The following is a 17,833-nucleotide window of genomic DNA, read 5'->3' on the forward strand; positions in this document are numbered from 1 at the left end:
AGAAAAAGAGATGGGGTTTCCGAAATTAGAAACAGAACGTTTACTATTAAGAGAACTTACACTATTAGATGCAGGAGTGATGTTTCGTTATTTTTCGAAAGAATCTGTTATACGTTATTTTGGAATGGATTCTTTCGAAAATATTGAGCAAGCGAAAACAACAATTCAAACGTTTAAAAATCGTTATGAAGAGGGAAGTGTGTTTCGCTGGGGAATTGAGAAAAAGGGAACGGATCAATTAATCGGAACATGTGGATTTCATTTAATTAACAATCACCATAAACGAGCTGAAATTGGTTATGAATTGGATGACACATATTGGGGACAGGGATATGCAACTGAAGCACTACAGGCCATTTTAACTTACGGATTTGAACAATTGCAACTTATAAGGATTGCAGCTGTCGTATATGTAGAAAATAAAGCTTCTCAAAAATTGTTGGAAAAAGCAGGGTTTCAAGAGGAAGGATTACTTCGAAAACATATGATTCAAAAGGGAGTTGCTCATGATACAATTTTATACTCTTTATTAAATGAAGAGTGGAAGAAGTAATGAGTACGAGTAAAATTATTAATGCTATGAAGAAACATAAAGAAAACAGATTCATTTTAGGGATAGATGGTTTAAGTCGTTCGGGAAAAACGACATTCGTAACACATTTAAAGGAAAATATGAAACAAGAAGGCATTCCGTTTCATATTTTTCATATTGATGATCATATAGTGGAACGTAATAAACGATATCATACAGGATTTGAAGAATGGTATGAATATTATTATTTACAATGGGATATTGAATGGCTTCGGCAAAAATTTTTTCAAAAGTTACAAAATGAAACGAAATTGAAATTGCCTTTCTATCAAGAGGATACAGATACATGTGAAATGAAAAAAGTACAGATTCCTATAGTAGGCGTAATTGTAATTGAAGGAGTCTTTCTGCAGCGAAAAGAATGGAGAGATTTCTTTCATTATATGGTGTATTTGGATTGTCCAAGAGAGACAAGGTTTCTTCGCGAGAGTGAGAAAACGCAGAAGAACCTTTCAAAGTTTGAAAACAGGTATTGGAAGGCAGAGGATTATTATTTGGAAAGTGAAACACCGGAGAAGAGAGCGAATTTAGTTATACAATGATTCGAAAATAGAAGGGTGAATGGAATGAATATTTTGTGGGACTTTGATGGGACGCTATTTGATACGTATCCTGCTTATACAATGATGTTTTCTGAAGTATTAGGTGATACAGTAGACAAACAAGAAATATACGGAAAATTGAAAATATCATACTCTCATGCAATTCATTATTATAATATTTCATGTGTGCAAGAAGAAAAGATTAAAATTTTGAAGAAAAAATTCACCCCAAAAGATATGAAACCTTTTGTAGGTGTTGAAGAAGTTTTGAAATTTGCGGATAAAAATGTGATTATGACCCATAAACATAGGGCAGGGGTTATGGAAATTTTAAAATATTACGGATGGGACAAATACTTCGTCGATATGGTTACAATTGACGATGGTTTCCCTCGAAAACCGCACTCTTTAGCGTATGATCATTTACATAAAAAGCACAATATTGATTTAGCTATTGGAGATAGAGAGTTAGATTTAGTACCCGCAAAGGAATTAGGTATTTTCACATGTATGTTTCAAGGTGAAAGTGATGTAGCAGATTATTCTTTATCACATTACTCGGAATTTTTTAAGGTAGTGATTGATAGAGGGGTTTCTTTATAAATAAGCATTTGTGAAAGACTGTATCTTAAAAGGTACAGTCTTTATATTTTAGAATTATTACTTCTTTATTTTCTATATACTTCAATACGTTCTTTCCACCATGTAATTAACAAGTTTTCCATATGTACCAATTGCCATGGATTAAAGAATGATTGGCCATCCTTATTAAAGAAATAGCCGTCGCCTACATGAAAAGAAGCGTGTATTACTTTGTTATTTTCATTTTTCCACACAAGGATATCGCTAGGTAGTAAAGAATCGATAGAAACTAATGTTAATCCATATCTTTTCATTTTTAAACCATTTAGAAAGCTATTATCAACATGAGATGACCATTTATGATGAAACTGAAACCGAATAGGAAATAACTACATACTTTCTTCACTTGTTTTTATACACTTCAAGTAAGAGATGAAGCGAGATGAATGGTCTTATTTTTACAGCGTTTATCAGCATAGGATTACCGTTTGTTGCACTTATATATGCCTTTTGGAAGAAACAATACATTCCATATATATTAGGTACATTGGCTTTTGTTGTATCACAAGTGTTGATTCGCATACCAATATTAAATTATTTAAATGGAAATAGCACAGCCTTTCAAATGTTTAGTGTCATGCAGCCTATATTATTTGTCATTGTGCTTAGCTTGTCAGCTGGAATTTTTGAAGAGATCGCTCGTTTTATTGCAATGCATTATTTTATGAAACATCGAGATTGGCAGTCTGGTTTTTTATTTTAACCAAATTATGGTTATTCGTGCTAATATGAACTCATAGCTATAAAAAAGGAGGGGTATTATGAAAAACGAAATAGTTCCCAAAAAGAAGTACAGTATAATAAGTTATATATCTTTACTCATCGGAATTATGTGTTTTTTATTTGTTTTTGTAACTCCGACAAGGATAGCGAATGCGGGTAATATAGTGGGAGATTATATTACAATTACCCTGACAGGTGTAGGTATGATACTTTCAATAATCACAATGACGAAAAAAACGGAGAAGAAGGGGATTGCTATCATATCATTAATACTGTCCTCATCGTTCTTTATATTTTGGATTATCGCGATTACATTATTGTTTACTGGTCAAATTAATTTCGCACCGTAATGAGCAATAAAAAGAGTCCTTCATACGAGAAGGACTCTTTTTATTCGGTATCTTCATGTTGATATTCTAAAATATCCCCAGGTTGGCATTCTAATGCTTTACATATTGCTTCTAAAGTTGAAAATCGAACCGCTTTTGCTTTTCCGTTTTTTAAAATAGAAAGATTAGCCATTGTAATTCCAACTTTCTCTGAAAGCTCTGTTACACTCATTTTCCGTTTAGCAAGCATCACATCAATATTAATTATAATTGCCATATGTATCACCTCAGACTGTTAAATCATTTTCTGATTTTATATCTATAGCATCTTTTAATAGTCTTTGGAGAACGGCAGCAAAGACCGCGATAACCATGGAAGCAAAAATCATAATCATCCCAATAATTATTATACCAGGAGCGTCATCTCTTTCTGCCAAAAGATAGAAGAGAGGCATACCTAATACATATAATACACTAATTGTTAATGCACAGTATTTAATATTTTTTAAAGCTTTAACAGACAGACCTGAGAATGCGTTATTTTTGTCAATATAGTTTAAAAGTTTAAATGTTTGGTACAGAACTAAGTAAAAAGGTATAGCTGTTGCGTATAAGTGGACAAAAATCAAATATTTTATATATGTAATATCAGGATATAACTCTGCAGCATAATTTCCTATTTTAGGAACTAAAAATATACACATAGCAAGAACAGGAATTCCAATCAGAATCACAACGGTCTTTAAAAAGAGTGTTGATCCTTGTTTCATAAAAAGCACCTCATTTATTTAATGTCTATTTAATTTAACATGAAATTTATCGTTTAACAATAAACTTTTATTCATTTTGATTTTGTTTTTATTGTTAAACAAATATTGATGGTAGATGAATATAATAACTATTTTTCTGTTTACAAAAAGATTGGGATGAATGAATTTTCTGTTATTAAAAGTATGGTGAATATAGAAAAATTATATATAACATTTTTCTAAAGTAAAGATAATCGTTCCCTCTTTCTGTAAATGATGTTATGTTAAAAGTAATGATTAAGTCTTTTTTATCCCGCTATTTGCGGAAAGTAAGACTCCCGCCTTAAAATTCGGCTGGGGCAAAGAAGTTAGAACTACCCATAAACGCCCGATTGGTGTGGGCTAATAATCAGTGGGGATGAACAAAACCCCCACTGATTAAAGTTTCCCTTTATAAAAAGAGTTTTTAGAAAATCAATATTTTGCGTAATTTGATGAGGTGTTAATGAAATGAAATCGTACACACAATTTGAACGAAGAAAACACATACTAGATGAGTTAGAAAAGTATAACCGAGTTATGGTAAATGATCTAGCAAAGGTATTAAATGTTACGACAGAAACGATTCGAAGAGATTTAGATATGTTGCACAAGGAAGGGAAGCTTACGAAAATACATGGTGGTGCAATTAAGAAAAAAGATCTAACACTAGAATTTCATTTTGATAAACGTCGATCTGAGAATATTGAAGAAAAACGAAAAATTGCAATGGAAGCAAGTAAACTCGTAGAAGATAATGATATTATCGCAATTGAAATTGGGACAACCACCATGCAAATTTTGGATTACATACACGATAAAAAGAATTTGACGATTTTAACAAACTCGATACCAGCTGTTAATAAAATAATTGAGCTTAAAGAACAATATGATTCCTTTGATTGTAGGTTAATAGTTATTGGTGGAATATTGAATACGAATTCCTTAGCATTGTCTGGAGAGATGACGTTAAACTATTTGGATCATTTTACTGTTAATAAGCTATTTGCTTCGTGTGATGGAATTTCATTAGAAAAAGAACTGACATGTTCGTATATTGAAGATGCACAAATATATAAGCAGTTAAAGAACAACGCAAAACAAGTTGTAATGATGGTAGATGAGTCAAAGTTTAATTTAACAAAGTTTTATAAAAGCGGGAATTTTAGTGATATAGATGCATTATATACAAACGCTAAGCTCGATGAGGTGTGGAAAGATATGTTAATAGGTAATGGGGTAGAAGTAATAACAGTATAGAATAACCGAAAGAAGGCTATTTCTTAGTAAGTTGAGAAATAGTCTTCTTTTATTGTTTATATGTTGTTTTATTTTGTTTATTTGTTGTTTTTACAATTAGTTAACAAATTAACAACATTGTGTTAATAATGTACTCGTACAATATGAATTAGGAGGTGGCAAGAATGCAAATAAAACTATCAAAAGCTGTGTTCTTTTTAATACCAGTTGGAATACCTCTAATATTGTTTTGGATTATTCCGAATTTCATTAGTTTAGGTATTAGTTTTACTGATTGGGATTTTATGACGAATGATTTTAACTTTGTTGGTCTAGAAAACTATTTCAATTTATTTACACAAGATTCTTTTATGCAAGCGTTGTTAAATACGTTTTATTTCGGAATTGGAACAGTCATTCCAACGATTGCATTAGGATTAGGATTCGCATTATTCTTCCGAAAGAAATTTAGGGGTTCTGCATTATACCAATTAATGATTTTTTCACCTTGGGTAACGCCAACAATAGCTGTATCTATTGTGTGGTCACTCTTATATGAACCTCAATTTGGAGTTATTAATAAAGTTCTAAACTTTTTCGGGATACCGGGTTTGGACTGGCTTCAGAGTAGTCAAACAGCGATGTTAGCAGTCATTATTATGACAGTTTGGAAATTAGTTGGTTGGACGATGATCTTCTATATCGGCGCATTAGAAAAAGTTCCAGATAGTTTATATGAAGCAGCTAGTATTGATGGGGCAAATTCATGGCAGAAATTTCGATATGTAACACTGCCAATGGTTTCATCAACAACTTTCTTCTTAGTTGTTGTCAATACAATTTCTTCAGTGCAGGCTTACGATCAAATAAAAATTTTAACACAAGGTGGACCTAGTGGTTCGACACGTACGTTACTTTATTTATTCTTCCAACAAGGGTTTGAACAGTTTGATATGGGATCTGCAACAGCAATTGCATTTATCATACTAATTATTACAATTCTACTATCTGTTATTAATAAAATAATAGGTGACAAGTGGGTGAACTATTAAGGTGAATAATATGAAAAAAGGTCCATTAATTGTAAAGCATCTCTTTTTAGCATTATCAAGTATGTTATTTGTTTTTCCATTCATATGGATGGTACTTGGTTCGTTTAAAACATCTAGTGAAGTATTACAAGGTGGTTTTTGGCCTAAAGAATTTCACTGGGAAAATTATCGGCAAGTATTAGATATACTTCCATTTAACACATATTTATTTAATAGTTTCTATACTTCTTTCATCATTACAATATATGTGCTTGTTTCATCTGCACTGTTTGCTTATATGTTGGCATTTTATAAATTTAAAGGTAAAAATATTACATTTAGTGTTGTGATGGCAACCTATATGATCCCTGGGGCTGTTTCGTATGTACCTGTATATGTAATGTTAGGGAAATTCGGTCTACTTGATTCGCATTTTGGATACATGATTTCTATGGCAGTTAGCGTATTCGGTATTTTCTATTTAAAACAATCATTTCACAAAGTTGGTTTTGAAATTGTAGAAGCAGCCAAAATTGATGGAGCAAGTGATTGGCGTATTCTTTGGAAGATTATTTTCCCAATGACGCGATCATCATTTGTAACACTAGGATTGGTCACATTTATTGGTAATTATAATAATTACATCTGGCCAGCTCTTATATTGAAAGATAATACGCAAAAGTTAATTACAAATGGAATTGCTGATTATTTCATTAATAGTTCTTTAGGACGAGATTGGTCACACATTATGGTTGCAAGTACAATCGCAGCAGTGCCACTCTTAATCGTATTTTTAATTCTACAAAAATGGTTCTTATCTGGTGTTACTGATTCAGGAATAAAGGGGTAATTAAACGTTAAAGGAGATTTGTGGGATGAAAAAACTATTCATGCTTCTAACAGTTATAACATTGTTTGTTAGTGCACTTGCGGGTTGTTCAGGCGGAAAAGGAAGTACGGTTAAAGCGAGTAAAGAGGGCGAGAAGGTTGTTGTTCCATTCATTAATGGAGTAGGGGGTTCTCTTGCAGATCGTGTAGATAAAATTGTGGAAGAATACAATAAGAGTCAGGACAAATATGTAGTGAAAACGACAAAAGCGGGTAGCTACGATGAGTCTTATCAAAAGCTGCAAAGTGGATTTGCAGCAAATAACCAAGAAGCAATTGCATTACTAGGTTCAGATGTCATTCAAGAATATGTTAAAAAACAGTTAATCGTACCTTTGGATGAATATGTTAAAGATGATAATGAATTTAAAAAAGAAGATTATGGAAAAGGATTTATGGAGCAAGCAACAATTGATGAGAAGTTGTATGGAATTCCGTTTTACGGTACAACGCAAGTTTTTTATTACAATAAAAAAGCATTAGCGGAGAATGGCTTTACAAAAGATGATTTAAAGACGTGGGAAGGTGTAGAAAAGGTAGCAAAAACAGTCGCAAAACGTGGTGAAAATGGAAATGTGACATATGCTGGCTGGATGCCAATGTGGGGGACGTCAAATTTAATTGATGCAGTTCGCAGTGCTGGTGGAAACGTATTAAGCGAAGATGGTAAAAAAGTATTAATTAACGATGACACTTGGGTTACGGTATGGGATAAATTCCGTACATGGTTACATGAAGATAAAATTATGAAAATACATTCAGGTGGTACCGGGTGGGAATATTGGGATAAAACAGTAATTGATTTAGTTGAAGGTAGAACGCTAGGATTTACAGGGTCATCTGGTGACCAAGGATTTGTTTTTAAATCATTAGGTAAAGGAATGACAGAAGAAGAACGCATTAACACATTTGAAGCATTACCCCAACCTGCTTGGGGTAATAATAAACCAGCGCCAAAATTAGAAACATATTTGTTCACATTAACGAGAAATATTGACCCAGAAGTAGCAAAAGGTGCATATGACTTTATGAAATTTGCAACAAGCACTGAGAAAACGGCTGAATGGTCAATGGCAACAGGCTATATCCCTGTTCGTAACAATGTAATAGATTATGGCCCATATGCTGAATTTGTCAAAAAACAACCACAAGCATTAGTTCCATTAGAACAAGCTAATAATTATGGAGTGGGACCATTTGTAGATCCAACGGGCGGGAAAATCAATGACGCCTTAAATGTAGCTAAAGATAAAGTAGAGATTGAAGGAGTTCCAGCAAAGAAAGCATTAGATGAAGCAGCTAAAGTTGCGCAAGAAGAATTAGATAAAGTTCTGAAAAAGAAGAAGTAAACCTGTTTGTGGTACTAACGGGAGGTGCTTTTTAATGAAGGAAGTGCCTCTAAAATCCCTTCATTAAAACTTAAAAAGGTGTGAGAACGATGATCGAAATAACAAGTACGATAACACTCTCTCCATTCGTAAAAAATAAACATTGTTTCCAAATGGATGAAACCGCAATTACAAATTTTACATTAACTATTGATCAAGGAGACAGCCGGAAAATTCCACTTTTATTAATCTTAAGAGATCCTAACGGTTATGTACGTTTACAATATCAAACTCCAATTGTACATGAAAAATTAGTCGTATCGAAAGATTCAAAGTTTTGTTCAGCTGGTTGTATTGGAGGGGACATACAGTCAGGTAATTGGAAATTAGAAGTCGTGTATATACCACATTGTGCAAAGAAAGTAGTAAAGTTTACTGGGGAAAAAGTTGACTATACAGTAAATATAGAAGTGAATGATCATTTGGAACGAAAATATAATAGAGAGCATTTTTGTAAGGGAAATGTTTTTATCGATGAAGAACGTTTTAATAAGGTAATAAATGAAGAACATCGCTGGTACAAAGGTGATTTTCATGAACATACAGATTTAACAGATGGCGAAATAGATGATGAACTTGGAATGAAAGTATGTGAAAAACAAGAATTAGATTTTTTATATGCGACGGAACACAATATCGTTATGCCATCTTATGAAAAAGGAAACACATTAATTATACCATCTATGGAACTAACAACTCCTTTCGGTCATTACAACATTTTTGGAATGAGGGAATACGTTGATTTTACAGAGTATGTAGATGATTCATTTAGCGCTGAAAAAATGAATACACTATTTTCACTCATGAAAGAAAAAGGGTATTTAGTTAGTGTGAATCATCCATTTATGAAGCCTTGGGCGAACCAAGTTAATATTAACTTAGAAAATGTTCATACGATGGAAATTATGTGCGATCCAACTTATAAAAAAAGTAAATCATCTACTTTAGAAGCTTTGCGTTGTTTCGATCAAATGTGGTCAAATGGTCTTAAGATCTGGGGAATAGGAGGAAGTGATTCTCATTTACATCCGTCTAAAACATTCCCAGGATCAAAAGACCCATCAATTTACGGTGATCCAGGAACATATGTATTATGTAACGGTTTATCAATTAAAAACTTAAAATTTGCGATCAAAAACGGAAGAATTTATTTCTCTCGATTTCGAAATCTAGTGATAGATATTCAAAACGAAGGTGAAACGATTTATGTCGGAGATGAGGCTAAAGGAAACATTATTTATAACGTTCAAACAGATAAATCGTGTGAGTGGAGACTACTTATAAATGGACGAACGGTTGAAAAAGAATATGGCAGCGATGTAACCTTTGCATTTTCTTTAAATGAAGGGACGTACGCTAGAGTTGAAGGATGGGAAGAGAACGAATTAGTAGCGTTTATTAATCCTATTCATAATAAAGTTCAGTATAAAAATATGAAAACATGGAATGAAGTTTTAGGGGGAATAAAAGGTGAATAAAGCGATTATTTTTGATAAAGATGGAACATTAATACAGTTAGATTCAGTTTGGTACAAAATTGTGCATCGTGTGTTGGATGATATATTTCAAACGTATCCAAATGAAAAAAGTAAAAGAGATGATTACTTAACGATTATTGGCATGAATGATAAGGACTTTGAGAGTACGAGTTTACTAGCTTGTCGCACAAATTACTTTATTGCGGCTGCATGGTATCCGTTGTTAGAAAATCAACATGTGGATAAGGAGAATTTTATTCGTAATGTATGTCTTCTATTCAAAAAGTACTCTACAGCAGATGATCTTGTATTTACAGAAGTGGAAGGTGCAAAGGAAACGTTACGATATTTAAAAGACAATAAATATATTATTGGGGTTGTTACAGCAGACGATGTTGATGCAGCTATTCATTCTCTGAAAATGACTGAGTTATATGATTACGTAGATTTTTTAGGTGCAGATGATGGTGTGAATAGAACAAAACCTGAAAGTGATTTTTATCATATGTTTAAAGAAAAATTTTCACTAACTGAAGAAGATGTGCTTATGGTAGGTGATACATTAACAGACGTTACATTTGCAAGAAATAGTAACATTAAAGTAGTGGGCGTCTTATCGGGTGCGAGTAGGAAGGAAGATTTAGAAGGGAAAGCGGATTATATTTTAGACAGCATGAAGGATATTTCGAAGATTTTATAATTCATGTCATCATAATTTTTAACAATATCTATAAATATAGCTCAAATTCTAGGAGGATATTATGGCGCAATTATCATTCAAAAACATTTACAAAAAATATGATCATGATGTGACAATCGTAAAAGATTTTAACCTAGAAGTAAATGATGGAGAATTTATCGTTTTGGTTGGCCCTTCAGGGTGTGGGAAATCTACAACATTACGTATGATTGCAGGACTTGAAGAGATTTCAGAGGGTGACTTTTATATTGACGGAAAACGTGTAAATGATATTACACCGAAAGATAGAGATATAGCAATGGTATTTCAAAACTATGCGCTTTATCCGCATATGAGTGTTTATGAAAACATGGCATTTGGATTAAAACTACGAAAATATAGTAAAGAAGAAATGGACCAGCGTGTGCAACATGCAGCAAAAATTCTTGGGCTTGAGCAGTATTTAAGCCGAAAGCCAAAAGCACTTTCAGGTGGGCAGCGCCAGCGTGTTGCCTTAGGCCGAGCGATTGTTCGAAATGCAAAGGTATTTTTAATGGACGAGCCTTTATCAAACTTAGATGCGAAGTTGCGTGTTCAAATGCGTGCTGAGATTACAAAATTACATCAACAGCTACAAACAACAACAGTGTATGTTACACACGATCAAATAGAAGCTATGACGATGGCAACACGCTTGGTTGTACTAAAAGATGGTATTGTACAACAAGTCGGTACACCGAAAGAAGTGTATGAAAATCCTGAGAATGTATTTGTTGGAGGATTCATTGGCTCTCCTGGAATGAATTTTTTCAAAGGAGTATTAACAGATAATGCAGTTATGATTGATAAGTGGAAAATTGAAGTGTCTGAAGAGAAGATGAAATGTTTGCGAAATAATGGTTATGCAAATAAAGAAATCATAATAGGAATACGTCCAGAAGACTTTTATTATGGAAAAGCAATCGAGGATTTACCATATAACGCAAAAGTAACGGTATCTATTGATGTAGCAGAATTAATGGGGGCAGAAATATATCTATATTCTAACCTAAATGGCCAATCCTTTGTAGCTCGTGTGGACACTTCTTTAGATGTGCAAAGTCAATCAAATATAGAGCTCGGTTTAAACATGGACAAAGTTCATTATTTCGATTCAGAAACTGAAAAACGGATTGTTTTATAGATAATAATAAAGGTGACTATATTTTTAAAGTTTCTGCAAATAATACAATTAAATGAATAGTAAAAAAGTCGAGTATCCTTTAATTTACAGGATATCGGCTTTTTTTACTGTTTTAGGGAACTAGTTGTTGTTAGCTTCATGAAAAAGGGGGATTACTATTATCAACTTGCATAAATGCAAATGGAAATTAAAGTCTTGTATACATACAAATATTAGATTGTGGATGTCGAAACAGCCTATGGAGGGACAGTGATGATGAACCTTAGTAAAAAGGTGATGGGACTAACGATAGCCTTAAGTTTATTAGGAACAGGAATAATAATGAAAGATAGCGAGGTAAGAGCTGAGAAGAAAAAAGCAGGACACCAACCGAAAAATGTAATTATGATGGTTATGGACGGAACGAGTTCTTCAGCAACAACATTGACGCGCTGGTATAAAGGGGCACCGCTTACGATAGATCAAATCTTATCAGGGGGTGTTCGTACGTATTCGGCGGAATCAGCTATTACAGACTCAGCCCCAGCAGCTACAGCTTTAGCGACAGGGAATAAATCAAATTCAGGATATGTAGGTGTATTACCTTCTATTGTAAATTCACCTAGTTTAAAGTCAATTAAAGAAGAGGACAAGCTACGGCCAGTTGCGAACGTTCTAGAAGGCGCAAAACGTACTGGTCGTGCAACAGGAATTGTTGCTACATCTGAAATTCAGCATGCTACTCCAGCTGGTTTTTCGGCTCATCATGCGAATCGTAAACACTTCGAGGTACTTGCAAAGCAGCAAGTGTATCAAAATATAGATGTCGTATTAGGCGGGGGGAAGGCGGCACTTCTACCTGTGAAAAGTAATGGAATTCGAAAAGATAACGAAGATTTAGTGAAAGTGATACAAGGCAAAGGATATGACTTTGTTGAAACAAACGATGCATTATTGAATTCTAAATCTAATAAAATTTGGGGCTCTTTCTCACATAATGCCCTTGTATTCGATATGGATCGTGAAGCAACCAATCCAGAACAACCAACACTTTCTCAAATGACGGAAAAAGCAATTCAAACATTATCAAAAGATAAAGATGGCTTCTTTTTATTTGTGGAAGGTAGCAAGCCAGATTGGGCAGCTCATGCGAATGACACAATTGGAATCATTAGCGATGTATTGGCATTTGATAAAGCGGTTGAAAAAGCGCTGCAATTTGCGAAAAAAGACGGAGATACACTGCTCATTGCTTTAACAGACCATGGTAACAGCGGTATTTCTATCGGGAATAGGAATACGACAAAAGGATATAATACAACGCCGGTAACTGCTTACATAGATCCATTGAAAAAGGCGAAATTGACACTTGAAGGTGCTTTGAAAAAATTAAATGGTGATTTATCTAATGTAGAAGATGTAGCTACACTTTACGGTTTAGATAACTTAACTCGTAGTGAAAAAGAAAAGTTAAAAGTTGCAAAAAAGAAATCGGATGTGGGTCCAACCCTTACTACATTATTGGCTAATCGTGCGAATATAGGTTTTACGACAGGAGGGCATACGGGTGAGGATGTATTTTTATATTCCTATGGCCCTCAAAAACCAAAAGGCTTCGTTCAAAATACGGACATTGCGAAGACGATGGCAAAAGCGATGGGCTTTAACCTAGAAGAAGTAACAAACCAATTATTTTTAGAGAGTGAATCAGCCTTTAAACAAATAGGTGCAACTGTAACAAGCGACAAAACTGATGTATCAAACCCGGTGCTTGTAGTAAAGCATAATAAAGTAGAAGCTCAATTATTTGTTAATAAAAATATAATTCGTATCAATGGTAAAGAGTATGAATTAGGAAGTGTTGTTGTAGAAAGCAATGGAAAGGTTTATGTACCAGAAGAAGCGATCCATTTATTCAGAAAATATTCTCGTTAACAAATTGCCAATCACTTATCCTAGCTAGGCTAAGCGATTGGCAACTTGTTTTGCCGCAAAGCTTTCTAGATGAGAATACACTCTAGAAAAAATATTAAAGAGAATCATAGATTATAAAATATACTTTCTGTAAGTTAAAAAAGAGATTTTTATTGTATATAATATTTATTATATCTGAACATAACACCTGATACTAATAGTATGTTATAATGTAAAAAAGCAACATAAAGGAAAGGAACTAGCAAAAATGACCTTACAAAATACTAAAAATCTGAAAAAACAAGTTGCTCCTTTTGAAAAATCAATGACTAAAAAAAGTGTTTGGCAAATCATCAACACAATTGTGCCATTTATTATCTTATGGTACCTTGCTTATAAAAGCTTGTCCGTTTCTTATTGGTTAACATTAGTTCCGTCTCTGTTAGCCGCTGGATTTATGACACGGATTTTCATTATTTTTCATGATTGTACCCATCATTCTTTTTTTAAAAGTCGCCGTGCAAATAGAATAATTGGGACGTGTATGGGTGTTTTAACTTTATTCCCGTTTGATCAATGGGGGCATGAACATTCCATTCATCACGCTACAAGTGGTAATTTGGATAAGCGAGGTACAGGAGATATTTGGACGCTTACAGTGAATGAATATTTAGCAGCGCCATTTAGACGCCGTTTAGCATATCGTTTATATCGCAATCCATTCGTTATGTTTGGATTAGGTCCGATTTATGTTTTCCTGCTTAAAAATAGATTTAACCGAAAAGGTGCTAGAAAGAAAGAACGTATGAATACTTATTTGACGAACGTTTTAATCGTTGCTTTAGTAGGATTACTTTGCTGGGCAATTGGATGGCAATCGTTTCTTTTCGTACATGGTTCCATATTCTTAATATCAGGTTCAATAGGTATTTGGTTGTTTTACGTACAGCACACATTTGAGGATTCTTATTTTGAAGAAGATAAAGAGTGGGAATATGTGAAAGCGGCAGTGGAAGGAAGTTCGTTTTATAAACTTCCAAAGATCCTGCAATTTCTAACTGGTAATATTGGATTTCATCATGTTCACCATTTAAGTCCAAGAGTACCTAACTATAAACTAGAAGAGGCACACAATAATACGTTGCCTTTAAAAAATGTACCAACGATTACTCTTGCTACTAGCTTGCGGTCAATTCGTTTCCGTCTTTGGGATGAGCAAAGTAACAATTTTGTTAGTTTTAAGGATTTAAAAAATTTAGTGAAAAACAATGTTTCTATTCGAGTGAAATCTGAACTATAACTTCATCATATATGACTGACTCCCCTTAATCATTTTCGATTTAAGGGGAGTTTTTGTTTAAATAGTAGATGCGAGATAAGGAGAAAACTTAAATAATTCAAATTGTAATTGTGGAGGATTAGGAAATGCTCATGCGTAGGCATAAATATAAGATGACAGTAAATATATTATGTTAACAAATTGAAACGTCATGAATTTTCTATATATTATTGTGACTGTTCATGAATCCTCTGAAAATTAATATCCAAGGGGGATTATAGTACAAAATTACTTGTAGAGTTATATCTAAAAATAAGGAAAGATTTGAACGGAAATTTTGAAATATGTATAATCCTAGTAATGTACATCTATATCCGATATACCTAATTACTATTATATCGAAATTGAAATATGTTAAATCCAACTGAGGTAGCAAGTTCAAATGAAAATCCTACTACTTTTGCAGGAGAAATATCCATTAAATTCAGATGAAATCATATTTAAATAATGAAAAAATGATCCTCTTTTGGTAAGAATATCATTTTTTATAATTAGGGGTAGTTGATGGACATGGGGTAAAATCTGAAAAATGAGGATTTATAAAGTTAATAAGTTTTAATCCATAAAAAAAGCGATTTCCTATGGAGCTAAGAAATCGCCTTTTGTATTTACCTTGTTGAACTAAAACACCCGTTAGCTTAATAACAAATGATTATACTCCACTATTTCTCCCAAAGCTCGATCAGTCGCCCTTCAGGATCTTTAATCCAAATAAACTTTCCAAATTCACTAATCTCTTCTTTCTTTTCAAGAGGTACACCAATATTTTCAAGATGCTTAATAGTCTCGTTTAGATTATGTACTTGAAAATTTAACATGACTTGTTGTTCTGTTGGAAAATAATTGTCATTCTCGGTAAAGAAAGAAAAGATAGTTTCATTTCCTAATTGGGGTTTAATAACAGTCCCATTCCAATTTTCTATTTCAATCTTCAATACTTCGCTGTACCATTTTTTTATAACATCAAGATTCCTAGTTCTCCAAAATATTCCTCCGAAACCTTTTATCATCGTAGCTAACTCCTGTCTATTTTTTAATTTTTAATGTGACGTAGTATATATTTAATATATCAAAACAAAACAGTAATAGTAAGGAGAATCATCCATCAACTTATGAACGGTAAAAAATCATAATTGCTAGTATTGTAGCATTTACTATACTAACACTACCGACATCATCATTCGCAGAACTTGAGAAACAAAAGCAAGATACAATTGAAATCCAAGCAAAGGAGTATAGTAATACTGACTCGCTTCAGGATAACTCTTCAACTCAAAGTGCTATAAATAATCCTTCCAATAGTATGGAGAAAATAGGGGGCTGTTCCTGGGAAAATGAATGAAAGAAATGATATAAAGGTAATAGAACAAGCATCAATGATAAAAGACCGCACATGGAGTAAAAGTCATGTGCGGTCTTTTATATATCGTACAGTATTACAAAGTTTCGCTAATTTTAGTCTCTGTATAAGTGTTAGTAGCAGTTCTTTTCTTTATCTTAAAGTGATAGTAGCTGTAGCAAAAGATAATAAATGGTACAGTGCAATAGATTCCTAGTCTTTGATCTGGGATAAAGATAAGACTTATTAATATAATGCCATATAATCCAAAACCAAGAATTGGTACAAGAGGATAAAGTGGAGTTCTGAATTTTAAGTCTTCTAACTTTCCACCTTCAGCTAAATAACGTTTACGGAAAAAGAATTGAGAAACACAGATTGACATCCAAACAATGATTGTAATGACTCCAGAAATTGAAATTAACCATAAGTAAACCGTTTCAGCAGCTACGACGCTTGTCAAAAGAGAAAAAGCAGAAATAGCTATCGTCATGATTAAAGCGTTTAAGGGTATTCCTCGAGATGATAATTTCTTTAAAAAGGCTGGAGCCATTTCATTTTTTGATAATGACCAAAGCATTCGAGTTGCGGCGTACAGTCCTGAGTTTGCGACAGAAAGAACAGCAGTAAGAATGACAAAGTTCATAATATCAGCTGCATATGGAATACCGATATTATCAAATACAGCAACAAACGGGCTCTTTGTTAATCCTGCTTCTTCCCAAGGAATTAAAGCTACGAGAACAAAGATTGCTAAGACGAAGAAAAACATTGTGCGCCATATAATATTTCTAATAGAACGAGGTAAAGTTTTTGCTGGATCTTCACTTTCACCTGCTGCAATCCCAACAAGTTCTGTACCTTGGAAGGAATAATTGACTGTAACCATTGTTAATAGGATAGCCGCAAGTCCATTTGGGAATAAACCACCATGATTTATGAAATTTGAAAATAGCGGAGCTGGTTCGTTTCCTTTTAAATCAATAAAACCGAACATAGCGGCGCCGCCAAGAATAATGAAAGCGATAATAGCAGATACTTTAATACTTGAAAACCAAAATTCTGTTTCTGCATAACTACGAGCAGATAATGCGTTTATAGTGAATATGGTAACACCAAATATTAAACACCAAACCCAGACAGGAATATCAGGAAACCAGCGCTGCATTGTAATGCCGGCAGTTGTAAATTCAAGACCGGTCGTATTCGCCCAGCTTAACCAATACAACCATCCGATTGTAAACCCAGTTGCAGGATTAATGAACTTGGTGGCATATTCCTGGAAAGAACCTGAGACAGGCATGGCTACAGCAAGCTCACCAAGACATAGCATAACGAAATACATTAATAATCCACCAGCAATAAAGGCAAGTACGGATCCACCAGGCCCAGCTTGTCTTATAATAAAGCCAGATCCGTTAAATAACCCCGTTCCAATCACACCACCGAGTGCAATCATAAATAAATGTCTACTTTTCATCGTACGTTTTAATTCATTGTTTGTATTGCTTACTTGCGTCATTGTTTTCCTCACTTTCATAATTGGTAGTATGAAAATTGATGTTTTTCCGTATTGTGGAATGTATTCCGTGATGTGAAATCTTGTTATAATTTTCAGATAATTAAAAAGAAAAGTCAATGTTTTTTTGTTTGCGTTTTCATTTTTTTGATAGTGTTATATCTTTATTTTTAGAAAATTAAATAAATTAATTGATTTAATTTTGGATTTTTGATAAATTGATAGTTAATTAAGCTTACTA

18 protein-coding genes and 1 pseudogene are annotated in these 17,833 nt (G+C 33.4%); 14 read left to right on the forward strand and 5 right to left on the reverse strand.

Annotated features, from left to right (window positions below):
- The first annotated feature begins 10 nt into the window (after nucleotides 1-10).
- Genes ACQKNR_RS23880 through ACQKNR_RS23890 form a run of 3 tightly spaced genes read left to right on the forward strand, consistent with a single transcriptional unit; the run spans nucleotide 11 to nucleotide 1,737 of the window.
- On the forward strand, nucleotides 11-553 hold the full coding sequence (locus tag ACQKNR_RS23880) for a GNAT family N-acetyltransferase (RefSeq protein WP_427321230.1): 543 nt from the start codon (nucleotides 11-13) through the stop codon (nucleotides 551-553).
- Nucleotides 553-1,134 carry a kinase gene (locus ACQKNR_RS23885; RefSeq protein WP_427321232.1) on the forward strand — a complete coding sequence of 194 codons (582 nt, stop codon included), beginning with the start codon at nucleotides 553-555 and terminating at the stop codon, nucleotides 1,132-1,134. The genes ACQKNR_RS23880 and ACQKNR_RS23885 overlap by 1 nt, the downstream gene beginning before the upstream one ends.
- A gap of 24 nt (nucleotides 1,135-1,158) precedes the next feature.
- Nucleotides 1,159-1,737 carry an HAD-IA family hydrolase gene (locus tag ACQKNR_RS23890; RefSeq protein WP_427321234.1) on the forward strand — a complete coding sequence of 193 codons (579 nt, stop codon included), beginning with the start codon at nucleotides 1,159-1,161 and terminating at the stop codon, nucleotides 1,735-1,737.
- Nucleotides 1,738-1,802: 65 nt separating this feature from the next.
- Here the strand turns inward: ACQKNR_RS23890 and ACQKNR_RS23895 are convergent, their stop codons facing one another.
- Nucleotides 1,803-2,030, reverse strand: coding sequence for a hypothetical protein (locus ACQKNR_RS23895; protein WP_427321236.1), 228 nt, complete (start codon nucleotides 2,028-2,030; stop codon nucleotides 1,803-1,805).
- 128 nt (nucleotides 2,031-2,158) lie between these two features.
- Between ACQKNR_RS23895 and ACQKNR_RS23900 the strand changes: the two are divergent.
- Both ACQKNR_RS23900 and ACQKNR_RS23905 read left to right on the forward strand, forming a co-directional pair.
- A pseudogene (locus ACQKNR_RS23900) lies at nucleotides 2,159-2,476 on the forward strand (YhfC family glutamic-type intramembrane protease); the annotation flags it as partial.
- A gap of 61 nt (nucleotides 2,477-2,537) precedes the next feature.
- Entirely contained in the window at nucleotides 2,538-2,849 is a 312-nt protein-coding gene (locus ACQKNR_RS23905; protein ID WP_427321238.1) for a hypothetical protein, read from the forward strand.
- Between the two features lie 40 nt (nucleotides 2,850-2,889).
- On the opposite strand, the gene ACQKNR_RS23910 is transcribed toward ACQKNR_RS23905, so the two are convergent.
- Nucleotides 2,890-3,105, reverse strand: a complete 216-nt coding sequence (locus ACQKNR_RS23910; RefSeq protein WP_427321240.1) for a helix-turn-helix domain-containing protein — start codon at nucleotides 3,103-3,105, stop codon at nucleotides 2,890-2,892.
- A 10-nt stretch (nucleotides 3,106-3,115) separates the two neighbouring features.
- Nucleotides 3,116-3,598 carry a DUF2975 domain-containing protein gene (locus ACQKNR_RS23915; protein WP_427321242.1) on the reverse strand — a complete coding sequence of 161 codons (483 nt, stop codon included), beginning with the start codon at nucleotides 3,596-3,598 and terminating at the stop codon, nucleotides 3,116-3,118.
- A gap of 489 nt (nucleotides 3,599-4,087) precedes the next feature.
- Between ACQKNR_RS23915 and ACQKNR_RS23920 the strand changes: the two genes are divergently transcribed.
- From ACQKNR_RS23920 to ACQKNR_RS23960, 9 genes are all read left to right on the forward strand, one after another.
- Entirely contained in the window at nucleotides 4,088-4,876 is a 789-nt protein-coding gene (locus ACQKNR_RS23920) for a DeoR/GlpR family DNA-binding transcription regulator (protein WP_427321244.1), read from the forward strand.
- A 164-nt stretch (nucleotides 4,877-5,040) separates the two neighbouring features.
- Nucleotides 5,041-5,907, forward strand: a complete 867-nt coding sequence (locus ACQKNR_RS23925; RefSeq protein WP_427321246.1) for a carbohydrate ABC transporter permease — start codon at nucleotides 5,041-5,043, stop codon at nucleotides 5,905-5,907.
- A 10-nt stretch (nucleotides 5,908-5,917) separates the two neighbouring features.
- On the forward strand, nucleotides 5,918-6,736 hold the full coding sequence (locus ACQKNR_RS23930) for a carbohydrate ABC transporter permease (protein WP_427321248.1): 819 nt from the start codon (nucleotides 5,918-5,920) through the stop codon (nucleotides 6,734-6,736).
- A gap of 25 nt (nucleotides 6,737-6,761) precedes the next feature.
- Entirely contained in the window at nucleotides 6,762-8,123 is a 1,362-nt protein-coding gene (locus ACQKNR_RS23935; RefSeq protein ID WP_427321250.1) for an extracellular solute-binding protein, read from the forward strand.
- Between the two features lie 89 nt (nucleotides 8,124-8,212).
- The gene (locus tag ACQKNR_RS23940; RefSeq protein ID WP_427321252.1) at nucleotides 8,213-9,640 is read left to right on the forward strand and encodes a CehA/McbA family metallohydrolase; all 1,428 of its coding nucleotides are present in this window, start codon (nucleotides 8,213-8,215) and stop codon (nucleotides 9,638-9,640) included.
- Complete coding sequence (locus ACQKNR_RS23945) at nucleotides 9,633-10,340, forward strand: HAD family hydrolase (protein WP_427321254.1); 708 nt, start codon at nucleotides 9,633-9,635, stop codon at nucleotides 10,338-10,340. The genes ACQKNR_RS23940 and ACQKNR_RS23945 overlap by 8 nt, the downstream gene beginning before the upstream one ends.
- A gap of 61 nt (nucleotides 10,341-10,401) precedes the next feature.
- Nucleotides 10,402-11,502 carry an ABC transporter ATP-binding protein gene (locus ACQKNR_RS23950; protein WP_427321256.1) on the forward strand — a complete coding sequence of 367 codons (1,101 nt, stop codon included), beginning with the start codon at nucleotides 10,402-10,404 and terminating at the stop codon, nucleotides 11,500-11,502.
- A gap of 252 nt (nucleotides 11,503-11,754) precedes the next feature.
- Nucleotides 11,755-13,416 (forward strand): alkaline phosphatase, encoded by a 1,662-nt coding sequence (locus ACQKNR_RS23955; RefSeq protein WP_427321258.1) that lies wholly within the window; start codon nucleotides 11,755-11,757, stop codon nucleotides 13,414-13,416.
- 247 nt (nucleotides 13,417-13,663) lie between these two features.
- Nucleotides 13,664-14,695 (forward strand): fatty acid desaturase, encoded by a 1,032-nt coding sequence (locus ACQKNR_RS23960; RefSeq protein ID WP_427321260.1) that lies wholly within the window; start codon nucleotides 13,664-13,666, stop codon nucleotides 14,693-14,695.
- A 701-nt stretch (nucleotides 14,696-15,396) separates the two neighbouring features.
- On the opposite strand, the gene ACQKNR_RS23965 is transcribed toward ACQKNR_RS23960, so the two are convergent.
- Nucleotides 15,397-15,744, reverse strand: a complete 348-nt coding sequence (locus ACQKNR_RS23965) for a VOC family protein (protein WP_427321262.1) — start codon at nucleotides 15,742-15,744, stop codon at nucleotides 15,397-15,399.
- Nucleotides 15,745-16,170: 426 nt separating this feature from the next.
- Nucleotides 16,171-17,595: an amino acid permease gene (locus ACQKNR_RS23970; RefSeq protein ID WP_427321264.1), complete on the reverse strand. Its 1,425-nt coding sequence runs from the start codon at nucleotides 17,593-17,595 to the stop codon at nucleotides 16,171-16,173.
- Nucleotides 17,596-17,833 lie beyond the last annotated feature (238 nt).

Source organism: Bacillus sp. NPDC094077 (assembly GCF_050279465.1).
Lineage (GTDB): Bacteria > Bacillota > Bacilli > Bacillales > Bacillaceae_G > Bacillus_A.

What these genes read in the sequence shown, in the direction of transcription:
- ACQKNR_RS23880 (WP_427321230.1), top strand. Translation starts at nt 11, where the DNA reads ATGGGGTTTCCGAAATTAGAAACAGAACGTTTACTATTAAGAGAACTT.
- ACQKNR_RS23885 (WP_427321232.1), top strand. Translation starts at nt 553, where the DNA reads ATGAGTACGAGTAAAATTATTAATGCTATGAAGAAACATAAAGAAAAC.
- ACQKNR_RS23890 (WP_427321234.1), top strand. Translation starts at nt 1,159, where the DNA reads ATGAATATTTTGTGGGACTTTGATGGGACGCTATTTGATACGTATCCT.
- ACQKNR_RS23895 (WP_427321236.1), bottom strand. Translation starts at nt 2,030, where the DNA reads ATGAAAAGATATGGATTAACATTAGTTTCTATCGATTCTTTACTACCT.
- ACQKNR_RS23905 (WP_427321238.1), top strand. Translation starts at nt 2,538, where the DNA reads ATGAAAAACGAAATAGTTCCCAAAAAGAAGTACAGTATAATAAGTTAT.
- ACQKNR_RS23910 (WP_427321240.1), bottom strand. Translation starts at nt 3,105, where the DNA reads ATGGCAATTATAATTAATATTGATGTGATGCTTGCTAAACGGAAAATG.
- ACQKNR_RS23915 (WP_427321242.1), bottom strand. Translation starts at nt 3,598, where the DNA reads ATGAAACAAGGATCAACACTCTTTTTAAAGACCGTTGTGATTCTGATT.
- ACQKNR_RS23920 (WP_427321244.1), top strand. Translation starts at nt 4,088, where the DNA reads ATGAAATCGTACACACAATTTGAACGAAGAAAACACATACTAGATGAG.
- ACQKNR_RS23925 (WP_427321246.1), top strand. Translation starts at nt 5,041, where the DNA reads ATGCAAATAAAACTATCAAAAGCTGTGTTCTTTTTAATACCAGTTGGA.
- ACQKNR_RS23930 (WP_427321248.1), top strand. Translation starts at nt 5,918, where the DNA reads ATGAAAAAAGGTCCATTAATTGTAAAGCATCTCTTTTTAGCATTATCA.
- ACQKNR_RS23935 (WP_427321250.1), top strand. Translation starts at nt 6,762, where the DNA reads ATGAAAAAACTATTCATGCTTCTAACAGTTATAACATTGTTTGTTAGT.
- ACQKNR_RS23940 (WP_427321252.1), top strand. Translation starts at nt 8,213, where the DNA reads ATGATCGAAATAACAAGTACGATAACACTCTCTCCATTCGTAAAAAAT.
- ACQKNR_RS23950 (WP_427321256.1), top strand. Translation starts at nt 10,402, where the DNA reads ATGGCGCAATTATCATTCAAAAACATTTACAAAAAATATGATCATGAT.
- ACQKNR_RS23955 (WP_427321258.1), top strand. Translation starts at nt 11,755, where the DNA reads ATGATGAACCTTAGTAAAAAGGTGATGGGACTAACGATAGCCTTAAGT.
- ACQKNR_RS23960 (WP_427321260.1), top strand. Translation starts at nt 13,664, where the DNA reads ATGACCTTACAAAATACTAAAAATCTGAAAAAACAAGTTGCTCCTTTT.
- ACQKNR_RS23965 (WP_427321262.1), bottom strand. Translation starts at nt 15,744, where the DNA reads ATGATAAAAGGTTTCGGAGGAATATTTTGGAGAACTAGGAATCTTGAT.
- ACQKNR_RS23970 (WP_427321264.1), bottom strand. Translation starts at nt 17,595, where the DNA reads ATGACGCAAGTAAGCAATACAAACAATGAATTAAAACGTACGATGAAA.